Raw genomic sequence first — 19,615 nt, 5'->3', positions numbered from 1 at the left:
CTTCGCTCAGGCTCGTTGCCGTTAAAACTAAGCGCGAAAATACGGGCAGAAATTTTAAAACACAAGATGTAGAAATTGAGAAAGTGCAGTAATATCAAATATTTAATCGATTTAAATTTATGGCCTACATTTTAAATCGTTTTAAGGAGCCGCGTTTAAACATTTTGCCGCACCACTTAAGATTGCCGGCGAATTTTACGACAATCTTCCCCTTTATCTTTGCCACAATTTGTTCCACCTTTATCCTCCATAAGCGCATCCGGTCATTGAGACCGCCTGGGGAGAGCAAAATCCGGGAGATTGCGCACTGATGACGGAGACCAACACCATGCCGACAATCGCGCTCGTTGATGACGACCGCAACATCCTTACCTCTGTGTCGATCGCACTGGAGGCCGAAGGATACAAGGTCGAGACCTATACGGACGGTGCCTCGGCGCTCGACGGCCTTTTGGCGCGACCGCCACAGCTGGCGATCTTCGACATCAAGATGCCGCGCATGGACGGCATGGAGCTGCTGCGCCGCCTGCGGCAGAAGTCGGATATTCCCGTCATCTTCCTCACTTCCAAGGATGAGGAGATCGATGAGCTGTTCGGCCTGAAGATGGGCGCCGACGATTTCATCACCAAGCCATTTTCGCAGCGCCTGCTGGTCGAGCGCGTGCGCGCCGTCCTGCGCCGCGCCTCCAGCCGTGAAGCCGCTGCCGCCGGCACCAGCCCCGCCGGCGCGCCGAAGGCCGGCGCGGTGCAGCAGGCCCGCTCACTGGAGCGCGGCCAGCTGGTCATGGACCAGGAACGCCATACCTGCACCTGGAAGGGTGAGGCCGTGACACTGACGGTGACCGAATTCCTGATTCTGCATTCGCTGGCGCAGCGCCCCGGCGTCGTCAAAAGCCGCGACGCGCTGATGGACGCGGCCTATGACGAACAGGTCTATGTCGACGACCGGACCATCGACAGCCACATCAAGCGGCTGCGCAAGAAATTCAAGATGGTCGACACCGACTTTGATATGATTGAAACACTCTACGGAGTGGGATACCGCTTCCGCGAAGCAGCCTGAGCCTAACCGGCGCGGCGCGACTGCATAATTCCTTGGAGCCGATCCAAGAATAAAATATGCAGCGGTTCAAACTGTTGCAGCGCCTTTTGCGCGTCTGAAAAGACGCGCGGCGCTGTGGGAATTGTTGAGGGCAGCGGGCCGGTTCCATCCGGCCCCGCCCTTCGAAAGGGCCTGTCATTGGCACAGTTGGTGCAGGAAAGGGATCTGGACGATGCGGAGGGCGTGAGCACCCGTCGCGTCCGAGGCCGCCGTTGGTCGCACCCCTTCACGCTGATCCGCCGCATCTTCGGCAATGCGGTGTTTTCGAGCCTGACGCGGCGTATCCTGTTCTTCAATCTGGCCGCGCTGCTGGTTCTCGTCGGCGGCATCCTCTACCTCAACCAGTTTCGCGAGGGATTGATCGACGCTCGCGTCGAGAGCCTGTTGACGCAGGGCGAGATCATCGCCGGCGCCGTTTCGGCCTCCGCCTCGGTCGATACCAACTCGATCACTATCGATCCGCAGAAGCTGCTCGAGCTGCAGGCCGGTCAGAGCATCACCCCGGTGCCGAACGACGAAGACCTGGAATTTCCGATCGACCCCGAGAAGGTCGCCCCGGTGCTGCGCCGGCTGATCTCTCCGACGCGCACACGCGCCCGCATCTTCGATGCCGACGCCAATCTGCTGCTCGATTCGCGCCATCTCTATTCGCGCGGCCAGGTGCTGCGCTTCGATCTGCCGCCGGTCGAAGAGGAGAAGCAGACCTGGAGCGAGTGGTTCGCGACCCTGTTCAACAAGGCGTTGCAGCCCGGCAATCTGCCGGTCTACAAAGAGGCGCCGGGTGGCGACGGCTCGATCTATCCCGAGGTGATGAACGCGCTGACCGGCGTGCGCGGGGCGGTCGTGCGCACGACCGAAAAAGGCGAGCTCATCGTTTCCGTCGCCGTGCCGATCCAGCGCTTCCGCGCCGTGCTCGGTGTGCTGCTGCTGTCGACACAGGCGGGCGACATCGACAATATTGTTCATGCCGAGCGGCTTGCCATCATGCGCGTCTTCGGCGTCGCGACGCTCGTCAACGTGCTGCTTTCGCTGGTGTTGTCCTCGACGATCGCCAATCCGCTGCGCCGCCTTTCGGCCGCCGCCATCCGTGTGCGCCGCGGCGCCAAGGCGCGCGAGGAGATCCCCGACTTTTCCGCCCGCCAGGATGAAATCGGTAATCTTTCCATCGCCTTGCGCGAAATGACGACGGCACTCTACGACCGCATCGATGCGATCGAGAGTTTCGCGGCCGATGTCAGCCACGAGCTCAAGAATCCGCTGACATCGCTGCGCAGCGCTGTCGAAACGCTGCCGCTCGCCCGCTCCGACGATTCCAAGAAGCGGCTGATGGATGTCATCCAGCACGACGTCCGCCGTCTCGACCGGCTGATCAGCGATATCTCCGACGCCTCCCGCCTCGATGCCGAACTCGCCCGCGTCGATGCCGGCTCCGTCGACATGGAGGTGCTGCTGCGCGACCTGATCGAGGTTTCGCGCCAGGTCCGGAGCAGCAAGAAGCAGGTGGAGATCGAATATGCGATCGAACGCAAGCCGAACGTCAAGACCCGCTTCGTGGTCAACGGCCACGATCTGCGCATCGGCCAGATCATCGCCAACCTGATCGAGAACGCCCGCTCTTTCGTGCCGGAAAAGGGCGGCAAGATTATCGTGCGGCTGGTGCGGACACGTTCGCGCTGCGTCACGACGATCGAAGACAATGGTCCCGGCATCCAGGCGGAAAATATCGACCGTATCTTCGAGCGTTTCTATACGGACCGTCCGGAATCGGAAGGCTTCGGCCAGAATTCGGGCCTCGGCCTTTCGATCAGCCGCCAGATCGCCGAAGCCCATGGCGGTTCGCTGAGAGCCGAAAACATTACCGATTCCGAAGGCGGACATGTGCTCGGCGCGCGCTTCATCCTCTCTTTGCCCGTCGATGCCGCCGCATGACCGACGCTCTGAACATTCATGCGACGGCGATCGTCGTCGGCAGGACGGGGCTCTTGTTCAGCGGCCCCTCCGGCTGGGGCAAATCGATGCTGGCCTTCACCTGCATGACCGAGGCGCGCCGGCTCGGGCTTTTCACGGCACTGGTCGCCGACGACCAGGTGCTTTTGTCGGGAGAGGCCGGCACGGTCATCGCCACATGCCCACCGTCGATCGCCGGGCTGATCGAGCTTCGCGGCACCGGCATCGTTCAGCAGGATCATATTCCGAGCGCAGCCATGCATTATGCCGTGCTTCCGGGCACCGCTTCCGGTGAAAACCGCCTGCCCCCCGAAGGCGAAACCGTCAGCCTTGCGGCCGGATTTTCGCTTCCCGCATTGCGGTTGCTCACAGGTGTTTCCGCACCGCTTGCGATCCTGATGGCGAAAGCACCCGATATCGGGCATTGAAGCCTTCCGGATTGGTCAATCTGCCTTATATATTCGCATTTTTATCTTGCACTTCGGCTTTTCATAGCCAAGATGTGCCCCCACCGGTGGACGTAATTGCTGCATTGCGATATTGGGGCCACCGATTGCGTATATGGGAGCAGTAATATCATGATCGGACTTGTGCTTGTCACTCATGGCAAGCTGGCTGAAGAGTTTCGTCATGCTGTCGAGCACGTCGTCGGTCCTCAGAAATTCATCGAGACGGTCTGCATTGGCCCCGAAGACGACATGGACCAGAGACGGCAGGACATTCTGGAAGCCGTTTCCGGTGCCGATGACGGCCATGGCGTCGTTATCCTGACTGACATGTTCGGCGGCACGCCGTCCAATCTCGCCATATCAGTGATGAGCAGCGGCCATACCGAAGTCATTGCCGGCGTCAACCTGCCGATGCTGATCAAGCTTGCCGGCGTACGCGGCGAGAACAACATGGAGAAGGCCCTGGTGGAGGCTTCCGAAGCCGGGCGGAAATATATCAATGTCGCGAGCCGTGTGCTCAGCGGAAAATAACGGGCCTTCATGACATCGCTCTCCCGGGAACTCCTGATCATCAACAAGCGCGGTCTTCACGCGCGCGCCTCCGCCAAATTCGTGCAGATGGTTGAAACCTTCGACGCAGCCATCACCGTTTCCAAAGATGGAATGACGGTTGGCGGCACTTCCATCATGGGCCTGATGATGCTTGCGGCCAGCCCCGGCTCAAGCGTCGTCGTCTCGGCGAGCGGCAGTCAGGCCGAGGAAGCCCTGGAGGCGCTGGATCAGCTGATCCAGAACAGGTTCGGCGAAGAAATGTGAGCTCCGGCCGAGCTCATATAAACATATAAAGACTTCTTTATATCCTTGTTGCCATCTCAGACGAAGCCTGCTAAACGGCGACATGCCGTGCGCTAACGCGCGTTCGCATCGAACTTGGTTCATGCAACGCACTTTAGCTCTTCGTCGTTATGCCTGTCGTTGTCCCGGAACCGCTGCACTTCCAGGCGACATGCATGAGCACGCGGCCCATCCGTCGCGCGGTCATCTTCGCGCCTGCGCCAATTTTGAGACGTTTTTCAGCCTGGAGACCTCTATGAGCACTGAAAAAGATTATGTCGTCGCCGATATCGGGCTTGCGGATTTCGGCCGCAAGGAAATTACGATCGCCGAAACCGAAATGCCGGGGCTGATGTCCTGCCGCACCGAATTCGGCCAGGCAAAGCCGCTGAAGGGCGCGCGCATCACCGGCTCGCTGCATATGACCATCCAGACGGCCGTGCTCATCGAAACGCTGGTTGCGCTCGGCGCCGAAGTCCGCTGGGCCTCGTGCAACATCTTCTCGACGCAGGATCATGCCGCAGCCGCGATCGCCGCTGCCGGCGTTCCGGTCTTCGCCATCAAGGGCGAGTCGCTCGAGGACTACTGGGTGTATACCGACAAGATCTTCCAGTGGGCCGATGGCGGCCTTTCCAACATGATCCTCGATGACGGCGGCGACGCCACCATGTATATCCTGCTCGGCGCCCGCGCCGAAGCCGGCGAGGACGTGCTGTCCCATCCGCATTCCGAAGAAGAGGAAATCCTCTTCGCGCAGATCAAGAAGCGTCTTGCCGCTTCGCCGGGCTGGTTCACCAAGCAGCGTGATGCCATCAAGGGCGTTACCGAAGAAACCACGACGGGCGTCAATCGTCTTTACCAGCTCAGCCAGAAGGGCCTGCTGCCCTTCCCGGCCATCAACGTCAACGACTCCGTCACCAAGTCGAAGTTCGACAACAAGTATGGCTGCAAGGAGTCGCTGGTCGATGGTATCCGCCGCGGCACCGACGTGATGATGGCCGGCAAGGTTGCCGTCGTCTGCGGTTACGGCGACGTCGGCAAGGGTTCTGCCGCTTCGCTTTCCGGCGCCGGGGCCCGCGTCAAGGTGACCGAAGCCGATCCGATCTGCGCCCTGCAGGCCGCCATGGATGGTTATGAAGTCGTCCTGCTCGAGGACGTCGTTTCCTCTGCCGATATCTTCATCACCACCACGGGCAACAAGGATGTCATCCGCATCGACCATATGCGTCAGATGAAGGATATGGCGATCGTCGGCAACATCGGTCACTTCGACAACGAAATCGAAGTCGCTGCGCTGCGCAATCTCAAGTGGACCAACGTCAAGCCGCAGGTCGACCTGATCGAATTCCCCAAGGGCAACCGGATCATCCTTCTTTCCGAAGGCCGCCTGCTCAATCTCGGCAACGCCACCGGCCATCCGTCCTTCGTGATGTCAGCTTCCTTCACCAACCAGACGCTGGCGCAGATCGAGCTCTTCACCAAGCCCGACCAGTATTCCAACAAGGTCTATATCCTGCCTAAGCATCTCGATGAAAAGGTCGCGCGCCTGCATCTCGACAAGCTCGGCGTGAAGCTGACCGAGCTTTCCGAGGAACAGGCTGCCTATATCGGCGTCTCGCCGAAGGGCCCGTTCAAGTCCGACCACTACAGATATTGATCCGACCGTTAATATCCACAAGATGTAGAAGCCGCGGCATTGACAAATGTCGCGGCTTATTTTTTGGACGCTCCCTTCCCGCCGATTCCCTTCCGAAGTATTGTTTTAAGACTTGATTCGTGGCGCCGGACTCCATCCGACCGCTGCGAAAATGGGATGTCTTGTCGTAATGCGGCACATTGAAGGACGGAGACATACCGCGGATGTCGGAAATGAAAAGCAGCCTGCCCGGTCAGGCGGATGATGGCGCTTGCGCCGGTCGCCGCCCGCTCATGGCAGGCCAAGGATATAAATCTGCAACGGCACACGAGGCCGCAAAGCAAGAGCATGGACCATTGGCGCGCTTCCTGAAAACCTGCGCGGCCGGTACCGCACTTGCCGCGTTGGCGCGGCCGGTTCTGGCACAGACGGAGCAGCAGGCGGCGGCCTCGGCCCACCTCTTCACATCCTCGCAAGTCGTCGGCGTTTCCGTCGTCATCGGCGTCATATCGGCGGCACTGCTTTCGACGCTGTGGCTCGTGCGCCAGCGCGGCAATCTGGAAAACGAGAGCCGGGAAATCCGCTCGGCACTCTCTGACGCCCAGCAGCGCATTTCCCAATACCAGGCTCTGATCGCCGACAAGAATCGGCGGATCGTCATCTGGGACGGCAATGCCCGCCCTGAACTGCTCGGCCAGCTTCCGCCCGAGACCGGCGCGCCGCAGGACGGCGAATTCCTGGCCTTCGGCCTGTGGCTGAAGTCACGTTCGGCCTCCGAACTGGAAAAGGCGATCGATCGGCTGCGCGACGAGGCACAGAGCTTCGACATGGTGGTCGAAACCATCCGCGACGAAATCCTCGAGGCGCAGGGCCGGGTTTCCGGCGGGCGTGCCTTCGTCCGTTTCGTGGCGCTCAACAATCTGCGCGCCGAACTCGCAGAGCTCAGGATCGAGCGCGACCGGCTGATGACCTCGATCTCGGCCTTCCAGACCATGCTCGACGCGATCGACATGCCGGCCTGGCAGCGCGACCCGGTGGGGCGCCTCACCTGGGTCAACCAGGCTTATGGCGAGACGGTCGAAGCGCGCTCGCCGCAGCAGGCGATCAATGAAGGCCGCGAGATGCTGACCACCGTGGCGCGCGAGCGCATTCGCGCGACGACGACGCCGGAATCGCCCTTCCACGACACGATCTCGACGGTCGTGCGCGGCAACCGCACATTCTTCGACGTCGTCGACGTCAGGGTTCCTGGCGGATCGGCCGGCATCGCGATCGATGTGTCCGACGTAGAGGCCGTGCGCGCCGAATTGGAGCGGACGCTGAAGAGCCATGCCGAGACGCTCGATCATCTTGCCACTCCCGTTGCCATTTTCGACGGCGACCGCCGCCTGCAATTCTACAACCAGGCCTTCGTGGCGCTCTGGCAGCTCGATATCGCCTTCCTCGAAGGCCGGCCTGACAACAGCGAGTTGCTCGAGCGGCTGCGGGCAGCCAAGAAACTGCCGGACCAGCTCAACTGGAAAAGCTGGAAGGAAACCGCGCTCTCCGTCTATCGCGCGCTCGACACGCAATCCGATCTCTGGCACCTGCCGAACGGTCAGACGCTGCGCGTCTTCGCGACTGCCCATCCCCAGGGCGGCGCCACCTGGGTGTTCGAAAACCTGACCGAGCAGGTCGATCTCGAAACGCGCTACAACACGCTGGTCAAGGTGCAGGGCGAAACGATCGACCATCTTTCCGAAGGTGTGGCGGTGTTTGGCCCTGACGGACGCATCCGCCTTTCGAACCCGGCCTTCCGCGCGCTCTGGGGAATCACGGAAACCGAAGCCAAGCCCGGCACCCATATTCGTGCGCTGGGCGAGGCCTGCGCGCCGTCTTATGACCGGCCGGACGGCTGGAAGGCCTTCGCCGAACTGATCACCAGCTTCGACGACGAACGCCGCTCGGGCCAGGGGACGCTGGAACTCTTCTCCGGCCTCGTGCTCGACTACGCCGTTATCCCGCTGCCGAACGCCCAGACCATGCTGACCTTCGTCAACATGACCGACAGCGTGCGGGCCGAGCGCGCGCTGACCGAGAAGAACGAAGCATTGCGCAAGGCCGACGAGCTGAAGAACGACTTCGTCCAGCACGTGTCCTACGAGCTGCGTTCGCCGCTGACCAACATCATCGGCTTCACCGATCTCCTGCGCACGCCGGGCGTCGGCCCGCTGACCGAACGGCAGGCCGAATATATCGACCACATCTCGACCTCGTCCTCCGTTCTCTTGACGCTGGTCAACGATATTCTCGACCTTGCGACCGTCGATGCCGGCATCATGCGCCTCAACTATGCGGATATTGATCTCAACGATCTGCTCGACGACGTGTCGATGCAGATCGCCGATCGTCTCCAGGAAAGCGGCGTCGCACTCGAAATCACCGCACCCGCCTATCTCGGCTCGATCGTTGCCGATCCACAGCGGCTGAAACAGATCCTGCTGAAGCTGCTTTCCAATGCGGCGAATTTCTCGCCAGAAGGCAGCTCGATCTCGCTGGAATGCCATCGCGACGGCACGGATTTCGTCTTCTCCGTCAGCGATCGCGGCCCGGGCATCTCGCCTGACATGATCGCCACCGTCTTCGACCGTTTCGCGACGGGAGCGAAAAGCGGCAAACGCGGCGGCGCCGGCCTCGGCCTTTCGATCGTCGACAGCTTCGTCAGCCTGCATCATGGCGACGTGACGATCGACAGCGAACCCGGCAATGGCACGACCGTCGTCTGCCGTATTCCCTCGGTCGATGTACCGCATTCCGCCGCCGCCGAATGACGACCGGCGATGCAATCTCGCTTTTTCTGGAAGACGAGGCGGCCACCCTCCGCCTCGGCGAAGATTTGGCGCTGGCCCTGAAAGCCGGTGACTGCCTTGCTCTTTCCGGCGATCTCGGCGCGGGGAAATCCTCGCTCGCCCGCGCGATCCTGCGCGCCATCGCCGATGACGAGGAGCTCGAAGTCCCGAGCCCGACCTTCACGCTGGTGCAATCCTACGACCTGCGCATCCCCGTTTCTCATTTCGATCTCTACCGGCTTGGCGATCCGGCCGAACTGATGGAACTGGGCTTCGACGAGGCTCTGCAAAACGGCATCTGTCTCGTCGAATGGCCTGAGATGGCCGAGAGCGAACTGCCTGCGGAGCGCATCGCGCTGACGCTGGAACATGAAGGTAATGGCCGCCGGGCGACAATCAGAGCTACCGGTGCGCAAAATTCACGCATCCGTCGTGTCCTGTCGATTCGCGATTTCCTTGACGATGCTGGTCATCCCGAAGCGAGGCGTCGCTTCCTGACCGGCGATGCCTCGTTACGTGCCTATGAGGCGATCTATCCGAAGGCCGAAAACCAGCGCGTCATCCTGATGGACTGGCCGCCGCTTGCCGAAGGACCGCCGGTTCTCGACGGCAAACCCTATCCCAAAGTCGCGCATCTCGCCGAAAACGCCTATCCCTTCGTGGCGATCGCCGATGTGCTGCGCAAGGACGGCTTTGCGGCGCCCGAGATCTACAAGGTGGATTATAACAAGGGTATTCTGCTGATCGAAGATCTCGGCAGCGACGGCGTTCTGGATGCCCGGGGTCAGCCTATTGTCGAACGCTATCGCGAAAGCGTTGCCTGCCTTGCCAAACTGCACGCCCTGAAATTTCCGCAGGACATTCCTGTTGGAAAGGCGCATGTCCATCATATTCCTGATTTCGACCGCACGGCGATGAAGATGGAGGTGCGGCTGGTGCTTGACTGGCACCTGCCCTGGAAGCGTCAGGGAGCACCGGCAACGGAAGAAGAGCGGGCGGATTATCTGGCGATCTGGGATAGGCTCATTGATGAGCTTGCATCGGCCGAGAACAATCTGCTGCTGCGCGACTTCCACTCGCCGAATATCATCTGGCGACCGCAGGCGAAGGGCATCCAACGGATCGGCCTCATCGATTTCCAGGACGCCATGATCGGCCCTACGGCCTATGATCTCGCCTCGATCGTCCAGGATGCGCGTGTAACGATCGAGCCGGATCTCTTCCGGCAATTGATGGCTGATTATCTGACGCTTCGCCACGCACAGGGCGGTTTCGACGAAACCGGATTCATGAAGGCCTGGGCGATCATGTCTGCGCAACGCAATTGCAAGCTTGCCGGCCTCTGGGTGCGGCTGTTGCAGCGCGACGGCAAGCCGGGTTATCTGAAACACATGCCGCGCACGCTCGCCTATCTGAACGTCGCGCTCGAGCATGAAACGCTTGCCCCCTTGCGCGATTGGTGCGCAAGGGCTGGAATAGGCCAGAGCGAATCATAAGTTCCGAATCAGGATGACCATCAGACAAGCCATGGTACTGGCCGCGGGTCTCGGAACCCGCATGCGCCCGATCACCGACACGATCCCGAAGCCGCTGGTGAAGATCGACGGCAAGCCGATGATCGACTACGCGCTGGATTCGCTGGTGGCGGCCGGCGTCGAACGCGCCGTCGTCAATGTTCACCACCACGCCGAACAGATGCTCGATCATCTCGGGAATTATCGCGGCCTCGACATCGTCATTTCCGACGAGCGTGACGCGCTGATGAATTCCGGTGGCGGGCTGGCGAAGGGGCTCAGCCTGCTTACCCGCGACAATATTTTCGTCATGAATGCCGATCTCTTCTGGATCGGCGAACAGCCGGGGCGGCCGACGAACCTGCAACGCTTAGCCGGATTCTTCGATGCCGACCACATGGATATGGCGCTGCTTTGCGTTGGGATCGAAGATACGACGGGTCACAACGGCAAGAACGACTTCAGTCTGGCGGCCGATGGCCGGCTGGCGCGTTATCGCGACGATCCATCCAATCCCGTCGTCTATGCCGGCGCCATCGCCATGAACCCATCGCTGTTCGACGATGCGCCGAAGGATGCCTTCAACCTCAATATCTATTTCGACAAGGCGATCGCGCGCGGACGACTTTTCGGCATGGTGCTCGAAGGCCATTGGCTGACTGTGGGAACGCCGGAGGCGATCGGCGAGGCGGAGGAAACGATCCGACGATTGCGGGCGTTCGCTTAAGCCATGGCGGAGCGGCACCAGCCACGCATCCTGACAATCCCGGCGGGTCTCTCCTTCCTGAAAACGCTGGCGACGACGCTTTGCGACGGCCGGCTGACGCCACTCTTCCGGCACGAGGCCGATGATCCGCTATCGCTGGCCAAGGTAACAATCTACCTGCCGACACGGCGCGCCGTGCGCGTTCTGCGCTCTGAATTCGTCGATCTGCTCGGCGGCCGCTCGGCGATTCTGCCGGTCATCCGTCCGCTCGGCGAAACCGATGACGACAGCGGTTATTTCGACGAGGCACTGCCGGCTACGATCGATCTCGCCCAACCACTGTCGAATACCGCCCGTCTTCTGGAACTGGCTCGCCTGATCCTCGCCTGGCGAAACAAGCTGCCTGAGATCGTCCGCCACATTCATTCGGACTCGCCGCTCGTCGCACCCGCAAGCCCGGCGGATGCGATCTGGCTCGCCCGCAACCTGGCGGAACTGATCGATTCAATCGAAACCGAGGATCTCGACTGGTCGGAGCTGTCGAAACTCGACACCGGCGACTATGCCGCCTGGTGGCAGCTGACGGCAGAATTCCTGCAGATCGCCAGTGCTTTCTGGCCGGAGCGGCTTTCGGAACTCGGCAAATCCTCGCCGGCGCGGCACAGAAACGCCATTCTCCGGGCCGAAGCAAGCCGGCTTTCGGGGACGAAACCCGCTGGGCCGATCATCATCGCCGGTTCGACGGGTTCCGTTCCCGCCACCGCCGATCTCATCGCCGCCGTCGCCAATCTGCCCGAAGGCGTCATCGTGCTGCCGGGCCTCGATCTCGTCATGCCCGAGAACCACTGGCAGATGGTCGCGCCGGAACCGGCGCCCGGCCAACATGCCAATCCGGCAAGTCGCAGCCATCCGCAATATGGCCTGTCGTCGCTGCTCAAGCGGCTGAAGCTGACGCGTGCCGACGTAACGCCCCTCGACGGACCGGAGGGCGATCTTGACCGGCGCGCCGAAATCCTGTCTCGAGCCCTCGCCCCATCGGAGGCGACCAGTGATTGGGGGGCATGGAAGAGCGGCCTGCCCGAGGGCACCCTGCCTTCAGCCTTCGCCGATGTTTCGCTGATCGAAGCCGCCAACGAACGCGAAGAAGCAACCGCGATTGCCATCGCGCTCCGGCTTGCACTGGAGAGGCCGGGACAGGACGGCGAGAGCCGGGCAGCACTCATCACGCCGGACCGCAATCTCGCGCGGCGGGTCATGGCCGAGCTTTCCCGCTTCGGCATCCTCGCCGACGATTCGGCGGGTACACCGCTTGCGGCCATGCCGCAGGGCACCTTGCTGCAATTGCTGCTCGAGGCAGCGCTGCGACCGGGCGATCCGGTGGCGATCGTCTCTTTGCTCAAACATCCGCTTGCCCGCTTCGGCCTGGAACGTGACGCATTGATTTCCGCTACCGAGGCGCTCGAGCTGCTGGCGCTGCGCGGCGGCGTGGCCGAGGTGGATATCAGCACGCTCGAGCCGTTGCTCACCCACCAACTTGCCGAACAGGCGCTGGACAGGCACGCGCCGCAATGGCGCAAAGCGCTTTCGCCTGATGCAGCCGACGCCGCAAACGACCTTGCCCGGCGGGTCACGCAGGCGACCGAGCCACTGGCGTCGGTACTGATGCGACACCGGCCGGAAGATCGCGGGAGAACTCTGAGCTTCACATTGTCCGAATGGGCGGAGCGCACCGGCCGTTCGCTCGAAGCGGTCGCGGTCGATCCGCAAGGCAATCTCGCCGAGCTCTGGTCTGGTGAAGCGGGAGATGCACTCGCCGCCCTGCTCAGCGAGGTGATCGACACGGACGGCCAGATGGAGGCCGACGGACCGCAATGGATCGACATCATGGCCGCCCTTGCCGCCGGTCATGCCGTGAAGCCGCGGGCGCTCAGTCATCCCCGCCTCTTCATCTTCGGCACGCTGGAAGCCCGCCTGCAGAGCGTCGATACGCTGATCCTCGGCGGCCTGAACGAGGGCACCTGGCCGGGGCAGACCGCCAATAACCCCTTCATTCCACGGATGATGAAGACGGAGATCGGCCTCGAACCGCCGGAACGACGCATCGGCCAGCTGGCGCATGATTTCGAGATGGCAAACGGCACGCGCCATCTGATCTATTCGCGCGCGCTGCGCCAGGGCTCGACGCCGACCGTCGCCTCGCGCTGGCTGCAGCGGCTGCTGGCGCTCGGCGGAGAGGCGTTCGAAGCGGAATTGAAAGGGCGCGGCAACCGGTTCCTGCAATGGGCCGGCCTCATCGATCGGGGAGATAGCCAGACGCCGGCGCAACGACCCTCGCCGAAACCGCCGCTGGCATTGCAGCCGAAATCCTATTCCTTCAGCGAAGTCGGCCGGCTGCGCCGCGACCCCTATGCCATCTATGCCCGCCGCATCCTGCGTCTCGACCCCGTCGACGCGTTCAACCGCGATCCGGGTGCGGCCGAACGCGGAACGCTCTACCACAAGATCGTCGACCGGTTCATCCGCGAGGCCCATATTGCCGGGACACCGGATGCGGCAGCGGCCATGGAGCGCATCCTTTCCGAACTTTTCGACATGGAGCGGCTACCGCCGCATATCGATGCCGTCTGGCGGCCGCGCTTTCGCGAGGTGGCCCGCGCCTTCCTCGAATGGGAGGCCGGACGGCGGCATGGCATCCTGAAAACGTTGACGGAGGTGCGGGGCGGTATGGAGCTGGAGCCGATCAATATCCGGCTCACTGGCGTCGCGGACCGGATCGACATAACAGGACCACACTCGGCCGACATCATCGACTACAAGACCGGCTACAATCCCTCGCCGGCGCAGGCGCGCGTGCTTCTCGATCCGCAGCTTGCGCTTGAAGCGGCGGCCTTGAGCGCCGGCGCCTTCCGCGATGCCGGCAGCCGCGTGCCGCAAGACCTGCTCTATGTGCGTCTGCGACCCGGGAGCCGCTTCCAGGTCGATACGGTCAACAACGAAAACTCTGCCCGCAGCGACAAGGCGAAATCCGCGATGGATCTCGCCGCCGAATCGATCGATCAACTGGTCAAATTCGTGGGTTTGCTGCAATCCAGCGAAAGAGGTTTTACCGCGCGGCTGATCCCGGCCCAGCAATTCGATTTCGGCGGCGACTACGATCATCTGGCCCGCGTCTCCGAGTGGTCGACGGCCGAAACCGAAGAGGGCGGCGGCGATGAGTGATGTGACCGCGCTTCCCACCGACGACGATCCCGGCGCCTGGATCGGCTGGACGACGATCCAGCAGGCGATTGCCTCCGATCCCCTGCGTTCGGCGTGGGTTTCGGCCAATGCCGGCTCCGGCAAGACGCATGTGCTGACACAGCGGGTCATTCGGCTGCTGCTCGCCGGAGCGCGGCCTTCGGCCATTTTGTGCCTCACCTATACCAAGGCTGCAGCCTCCGAAATGTCGAACCGGGTCTTCGAACGGCTGGCGGATTGGGTGGTGCTCGATGATGACGACCTTAGCCGGCGGATCATGCAGATCGAAGGTACGGCTCCCGACGGATTGAGGCTTGGCGAGGCGCGCCGGCTGTTTGCGAAGGCGCTGGAAACGCCCGGCGGCCTGAAGATCCAGACGATCCATGCCTTTTGCGAGGCGCTGCTGCATCAGTTCCCGCTGGAGGCCAACGTTGCCGGGCATTTCTCGGTTCTCGACGATCGCGCAGCGGCATCCCTGCTTTCCGATGCGCGCCGGGCGCTGCTGACGGCGACGGCGCCGGAGAAAGACAGCGCCCTTGCCGAGGCATTCGCCTATGTGCTCAATCTCGGCGACGAATCCGGGCTGGAGAACCTGCTCGGCGATATCGTCGCCAACCGCAACGCCATTCGTCGTTTCACCGCGACGGCCGAACAGCAGGGCGGTATGGAGATGGTCCTGCACCAAAAGCTCGGCCTCGCCGCCGACGACACGGAAAGCCGGATCGCGGCGCAATATTGGCCTTTGCCGGAGCTTTCGGGCCGAACGCTGGAACTCTATCTCTCGCTTGCCGACCAGAAGGGTGGTGCGAAGGCGCAGGAGGTTGCCTACGGCCTCAGGCTCGCCGGGCGGGAGCGCGACGACGCAAGGCGCGCTGAGTTTCTCGAAAAAATCTTTCTGACCGTGAAGGGCGAGCCCAAGGCGGACTCGCAATTCTTCGTAAAGGCCATGCTTGCCGAGGCACCACAGTTGGCGGACGCCATCGCCATTGCCCGCGCGCATGTCGCAGCAAGCCGCGACCGGCTGAAACTGATACGGATGTACGGCGCCACACATGCAGCACTCGTCCTCGCCGACCGGCTGAACCACGACTACGAGGAGCTGAAGAAGCAGCGCAGCCAGCTTGATTTCGAGGACCTGATCACCCGCACCGCCGACCTGCTGACGAAAAGCGGCGTCGGTCCCTGGGTCCACTACAAGCTCGATCGGGGTATCGATCATATCCTCGTCGACGAGGCGCAGGATACCAGCCCGATCCAGTGGAGCGTCATCCAGTCGCTCGCCGAAGATTTCTTCTCCGGCGAAAGCGCCCGGCCGATCGTGCGCACGCTGTTTGCCGTCGGCGACGAAAAGCAGTCGATCTATTCCTTCCAGGGGGCGCGGCCCGAGCGTTTTTCCGAGGAGAGCGACCGGACGCGGCGGCGCGTGTCCGATAGCGGGCAGAACTTTTCCTCCGTCCGATTGCCGCTGTCGTTCCGCTCGACCGCCGACGTGCTCGAGGCCGTCGACCATATTTTCAAGACACCCGAGAACGCGCGCGGCCTCAGCGCGCTCGGCGAGCCGGTCGTGCACCGCTCCAGCCGCATCGGACATCCCGGCGCCGTCGACCTCTGGGAGATGGTCGCGCCGGAAGCGGTGGTGAGGGAGGAAGACTGGACGGCGCCCTTCGACGCGACGCCGGAAAGCGCGCCGGCCGCAATCCTCGCGCGGCGGATCGCCCACTCGATCGGCACGCTCGTCGGCCGCGAGACGATCGTCGACAAAGGCAAGGAGCGCCTGATCGAAGCCGGCGACATCCTGGTGCTGGTGCGCAAGCGTGACGCCTTCGTCAATGCATTGACGCGCGCCTTGAAGCGCCGCGGCGACATTCCCGTCGCCGGCGCCGACAGACTGGTGCTGACCAGCCATATCGCCGTGCAGGATCTGCTGGCGCTCGGCCGTTTCCTGCTTCTGCCGGAAGACGATCTTTCGCTCGCCGCGGTGCTCAAGAGCCCACTTTTCGATCTTTCCGAGGACGACATCTTTGCGATTGCCGGCCTGCGCGGCGATAATGAGAGTGCCTGGAGCCATCTCAAAAGCTTCGCCGCCGACGGCACCGAACGCTTCCGCGTTGCCGTCGAAAGGCTGGAATTGTTCCTCCGGCAGTCCAGAAGCCTGTCGGTTCATGATTTCTATGCCCGTGTGCTGGGCAGCCATGGCGGGCGACGACAATTCCTTGCCCGTCTCGGCACCGAGGTCAGCGATATTCTCGACGAATTCCTGACCTTCACGCTCGACCACGAGAGCTCCGGCCTTCCCGGTCTGCAATCCTTCATCTCGACGCTTGAACTCGAAGCACCCGTAATGAAGCGTGAGCAGGACAAGGGGCGCAACGAAGTGCGAATCATGACGGTGCATGCTTCCAAGGGTCTTGAAGCACCGATCGTTTTCCTGGTCGACGGCGGTTCGAAGGCCTTCACCCATACTCATCTGCCCAAGCTTCGCCTGATCGAGACGGACGCCGACGAGCCGCCAATGCCGGTCTGGGTTCCCGTCTCCGATCTTTCCAATTCGCTGACGCAGGACGATGCGGCGCGGATCCAGATGCTGGCGGAAGAAGAATATCGCCGGTTGCTTTATGTCGCCATGACGCGTGCCGCCGACCGGCTGGTCGTCTGCGGCTATCGCGGCGTGCGCGTAAACAACGACACCTGGCATATGATGATCTCGACGGCACTGAGCGACGATCATCCACTTGTGGAAGCGACCACATTCTCCGGTCCCGATGGGGAATGGCCGGGCATCAAATGGCGTGTGCCGCGGGTGGAACGAAGCTTCGAGCGTGTCAACCGCAGCGAGGAGCGTGACAACGAGGAGAGTTTGCCGGACGGCCTGTTGCGGCCCTTGCCACCGCAGGCTGCGCTGCCCCGGCCGCTCAGCCCCTCCGGCGCCGGCACGATCATCGATGAAGACGAGGGCGGGTTGCTGGTCGTTTCGCCGCTGTTTACCGAGAAGCCGCGCAGCGATCGTTCACTGGAGAAGGGCAGACTGATCCATCGCATGCTGCAGGCGCTTCCCGACATTCCACCTGCCGAACAGCCCGATGCGGCGAGCCGTTATGCCGAACGGGCGGCTCGTTTCTGGCCGGAAGGCGAACGGCGCAAGCTTGTCGATTCGGTTCTGAAACTATTGGACGAGCAGGGCCTGCAGGACGTCCTCGGTGCGCAGGCCCAGCCCGAGGTCTCGGTCATGGGAACGCTGACGCTCGAAGGCCGGCGCTATGCCGTCTCCGGCCGCATCGACCGGCTTGCCGTCCTTACCGATCGCGTCGTCATTCTCGACTACAAGACCAACCGGGTGCCGCCGGCAACGGAAGAGGCCATCCCCTTCGCGCACAAGGCGCAGCTCGCGATCTATCGCGAGATCCTGGCGCCGCTCTATCCTGATAAGCGGATCGACTGCATGCTTGTCTATACCGAGAACGCCTCGCTCTACACGCTGAGCGAAAAGGCGCTCGGTTTGGCGCTTGCAGGAGTCAAGACAAAGTGAAATACCGGACATTGAAAATTCGGCGCCGCACCATCACATGTGGTTCAACATCCAATCCGGTAAAGGAGCAGCCCATGGCTACCGTGAAAGTCGATATCAATAACTTCCAGTCGGAAGTTCTGGAATCCGCAGAACCCGTCGTCGTCGATTTCTGGGCTGAATGGTGCGGCCCGTGCAAGATGATTGCACCGAGCCTCGAAGAAATCGCCGTCGAGCTGGAAGGCAAGGTCAAGGTCGCCAAGCTCAATATCGATGAGAACCCGGAACTCGCCGCACAGTTCGGCGTGCGCTCCATTCCGACCCTTGCGATCTTCAAGGGCGGCGAAGTTGCCGATATCTCTGTCGGCGCCAAGCCGAAGACCGCCCTTTCGAACTGGATTTCGAACGCTGCCTGATTGATATCGCCCTGATGATATCGCATTGACGAAAAGCCCGGTTTCGACCGGGCTTTTTCAATTTGCAGGGTTCACTTCGGCGGCGTGCCGTTGTCGGAAAGCACATCGCCAACGAGATAGAGCGAGCCGCCGACCAGAATGCGCGGCGGCAAGGCTTCCGGATCAAGCACGGCTTTGATGGTTTCCAGCGCATCGCCGACCGTCGACATCGGTTCGGCAACCAAGCCCGCATCATAGGCGGCATTCGACAATATCACCGGATCGATCATCGCTTCGCTGCCGCGGATCGGCACGCAGAAAACCTTCTCGACCAAGCCGGCAAAGGCCCTGAAATAACCGACCGGATCCTTGGTGTTGATCATGCCGATGATCAGGAAAAGCGGCCGAGGCTGGCGCTCCTCGAAATTGGCCATGGCTTCGGCGATCACTTCACCGGCACCGGGATTGTGCCCGCCATCGATCCAGATTTCGGCGCCGACAGGCGCATGCGAGAGCAGCCGGCCCTCGCTCAAACGCTGGAGCCGGCCCGGCCATTCGACCGAACTCATCGCCTTTTCCATCATCGTCTCGGTGACGGTGAAACCGGCCGCCTTGACGGCACGAATGGCGGCGGCGGCATTGGCATATTGGTGGCGACCGGGAAGGCGCGGCAGCGGCAGGTCGGCAAGACCGAACTCGTCCTGGTAGACGAGCCGGCCATATTCCTCATGCGCCATGAAATCCTGCCCGAAGACGGCGCTCGGGCAATGCAGCCGTTCGGCCGTCGACATAAGGACGTCGAGCGCTGCGTCATATTCCTGATGACCGATGACAACGGGAAATCCCGGCTTCATGATGCCGGCCTTTTCGACCGCGATCAGCTCCACTCTGTCGCCAAGATAGGGCTGGTGATCCAGCGAGATCGGCATGATCACCGAGACGGCCGGATCGGAAATGACATTCGTCGCGTCGAACCGGCCGCCGAGACCGACTTCGATGATCGCGGCATCGGCCGGATGTTCGGAAAACAGGATGAAGGTGACCGCCGTCAGGATTTCGAAGACGGTGATGTGCTGTCCTGCATTGGCATCTGCCACACGACGCACGGCCTCGGCGAAGACGGCATCATCCACGAGCTGTCCGCGTCCGCCTTTGACGCCGATGCGATAACGCTCGTGCCAATTGACGAGATGCGGCGAGGTGTGGACATGGGCGCTGTAGCCGCCGGCTTCGAGCAGGGCGCGGGAGAAGGCGGTAACCGACCCCTTGCCGTTGGTGCCGGCGACATGGATCACCGGCGGCAGTTTCCTGTGCGGATTGCCGAGCACATCGAGAAGACGGGTGATGCGATCGAGAGACAGATCGAACCCCTTGGGATGCAATCCCATGAGTTTGTCGATCTCCTGTGCTGCCTCACTCACCGCGGTTTGGCCTCTGGGTATCAATTCGGCACCCCGCCTGC

Annotated in this window: 13 protein-coding genes; 12 read left to right on the top strand and 1 reads right to left on the bottom strand. The window is 62.0% G+C overall.

The annotated features are described in order from the left end of the window. Nucleotides 1-328 precede the first annotated feature (328 nt). The 12 genes from EEQ99_RS23140 (at nucleotide 329) to trxA (ending at nucleotide 18,174) form a co-directional block, all read left to right on the top strand. Nucleotides 329-1,063 (top strand): response regulator transcription factor, encoded by a 735-nt coding sequence (locus EEQ99_RS23140; RefSeq protein WP_188947094.1) that lies wholly within the window; start codon nucleotides 329-331, stop codon nucleotides 1,061-1,063. A gap of 177 nt (nucleotides 1,064-1,240) precedes the next feature. Then, nucleotides 1,241-3,031 (top strand): sensor histidine kinase, encoded by a 1,791-nt coding sequence (locus EEQ99_RS23135; protein WP_048338405.1) that lies wholly within the window; start codon nucleotides 1,241-1,243, stop codon nucleotides 3,029-3,031. Further along, the gene (locus tag EEQ99_RS23130) at nucleotides 3,028-3,477 is read left to right on the top strand and encodes an HPr kinase/phosphorylase (protein ID WP_048338406.1); all 450 of its coding nucleotides are present in this window, start codon (nucleotides 3,028-3,030) and stop codon (nucleotides 3,475-3,477) included. The genes EEQ99_RS23135 and EEQ99_RS23130 overlap by 4 nt, the downstream gene beginning before the upstream one ends. A 150-nt stretch (nucleotides 3,478-3,627) precedes the next feature. Beyond that, a complete protein-coding gene (locus EEQ99_RS23125; protein WP_003544139.1) occupies nucleotides 3,628-4,029 on the top strand; it encodes a PTS sugar transporter subunit IIA in 402 nt (133 codons plus the stop codon). A 9-nt stretch (nucleotides 4,030-4,038) separates the two neighbouring features. After that, nucleotides 4,039-4,314 (top strand): HPr family phosphocarrier protein, encoded by a 276-nt coding sequence (locus EEQ99_RS23120; RefSeq protein WP_003544133.1) that lies wholly within the window; start codon nucleotides 4,039-4,041, stop codon nucleotides 4,312-4,314. 274 nt (nucleotides 4,315-4,588) lie between these two features. Beyond that, entirely contained in the window at nucleotides 4,589-5,989 is a 1,401-nt protein-coding gene (ahcY, locus tag EEQ99_RS23115) for an adenosylhomocysteinase (RefSeq protein ID WP_047616091.1), read from the top strand. A 203-nt stretch (nucleotides 5,990-6,192) separates the two neighbouring features. Then, the gene (locus EEQ99_RS23110; RefSeq protein ID WP_127431159.1) at nucleotides 6,193-8,778 is read left to right on the top strand and encodes a sensor histidine kinase; all 2,586 of its coding nucleotides are present in this window, start codon (nucleotides 6,193-6,195) and stop codon (nucleotides 8,776-8,778) included. Next, nucleotides 8,775-10,292 (top strand): tRNA (adenosine(37)-N6)-threonylcarbamoyltransferase complex ATPase subunit type 1 TsaE, encoded by a 1,518-nt coding sequence (tsaE, locus tag EEQ99_RS23105; RefSeq protein WP_097544612.1) that lies wholly within the window; start codon nucleotides 8,775-8,777, stop codon nucleotides 10,290-10,292. The genes EEQ99_RS23110 and tsaE overlap by 4 nt, the downstream gene beginning before the upstream one ends. 13 nt (nucleotides 10,293-10,305) lie before the next feature. After that, nucleotides 10,306-11,037 carry a nucleotidyltransferase family protein gene (locus EEQ99_RS23100; protein ID WP_047615959.1) on the top strand — a complete coding sequence of 244 codons (732 nt, stop codon included), beginning with the start codon at nucleotides 10,306-10,308 and terminating at the stop codon, nucleotides 11,035-11,037. A 3-nt stretch (nucleotides 11,038-11,040) separates the two neighbouring features. Further along, complete coding sequence (addB, locus tag EEQ99_RS23095) at nucleotides 11,041-14,235, top strand: double-strand break repair protein AddB (protein WP_127431158.1); 3,195 nt, start codon at nucleotides 11,041-11,043, stop codon at nucleotides 14,233-14,235. After that, nucleotides 14,228-17,779, top strand: coding sequence for a double-strand break repair helicase AddA (addA, locus tag EEQ99_RS23090; protein WP_127431157.1), 3,552 nt, complete (start codon nucleotides 14,228-14,230; stop codon nucleotides 17,777-17,779). The genes addB and addA overlap by 8 nt, the downstream gene beginning before the upstream one ends. Nucleotides 17,780-17,853: 74 nt before the next feature. Further along, the gene (trxA, locus tag EEQ99_RS23085; RefSeq protein WP_063473894.1) at nucleotides 17,854-18,174 is read left to right on the top strand and encodes a thioredoxin; all 321 of its coding nucleotides are present in this window, start codon (nucleotides 17,854-17,856) and stop codon (nucleotides 18,172-18,174) included. A 71-nt stretch (nucleotides 18,175-18,245) separates the two neighbouring features. On the opposite strand, the gene EEQ99_RS23080 is transcribed toward trxA, so the two are convergent. Beyond that, complete coding sequence (locus EEQ99_RS23080) at nucleotides 18,246-19,598, bottom strand: bifunctional folylpolyglutamate synthase/dihydrofolate synthase (RefSeq protein WP_174824490.1); 1,353 nt, start codon at nucleotides 19,596-19,598, stop codon at nucleotides 18,246-18,248. Nucleotides 19,599-19,615: the final 17 nt, after the last annotated feature.

It is taken from the genome of Rhizobium anhuiense, from assembly GCF_003985145.1.
GTDB lineage: Bacteria > Pseudomonadota > Alphaproteobacteria > Rhizobiales > Rhizobiaceae > Rhizobium > Rhizobium anhuiense.
Note: the sequence above shows the minus strand (reverse complement) of the source record. Positions and strands in the feature narration are given on the sequence as shown.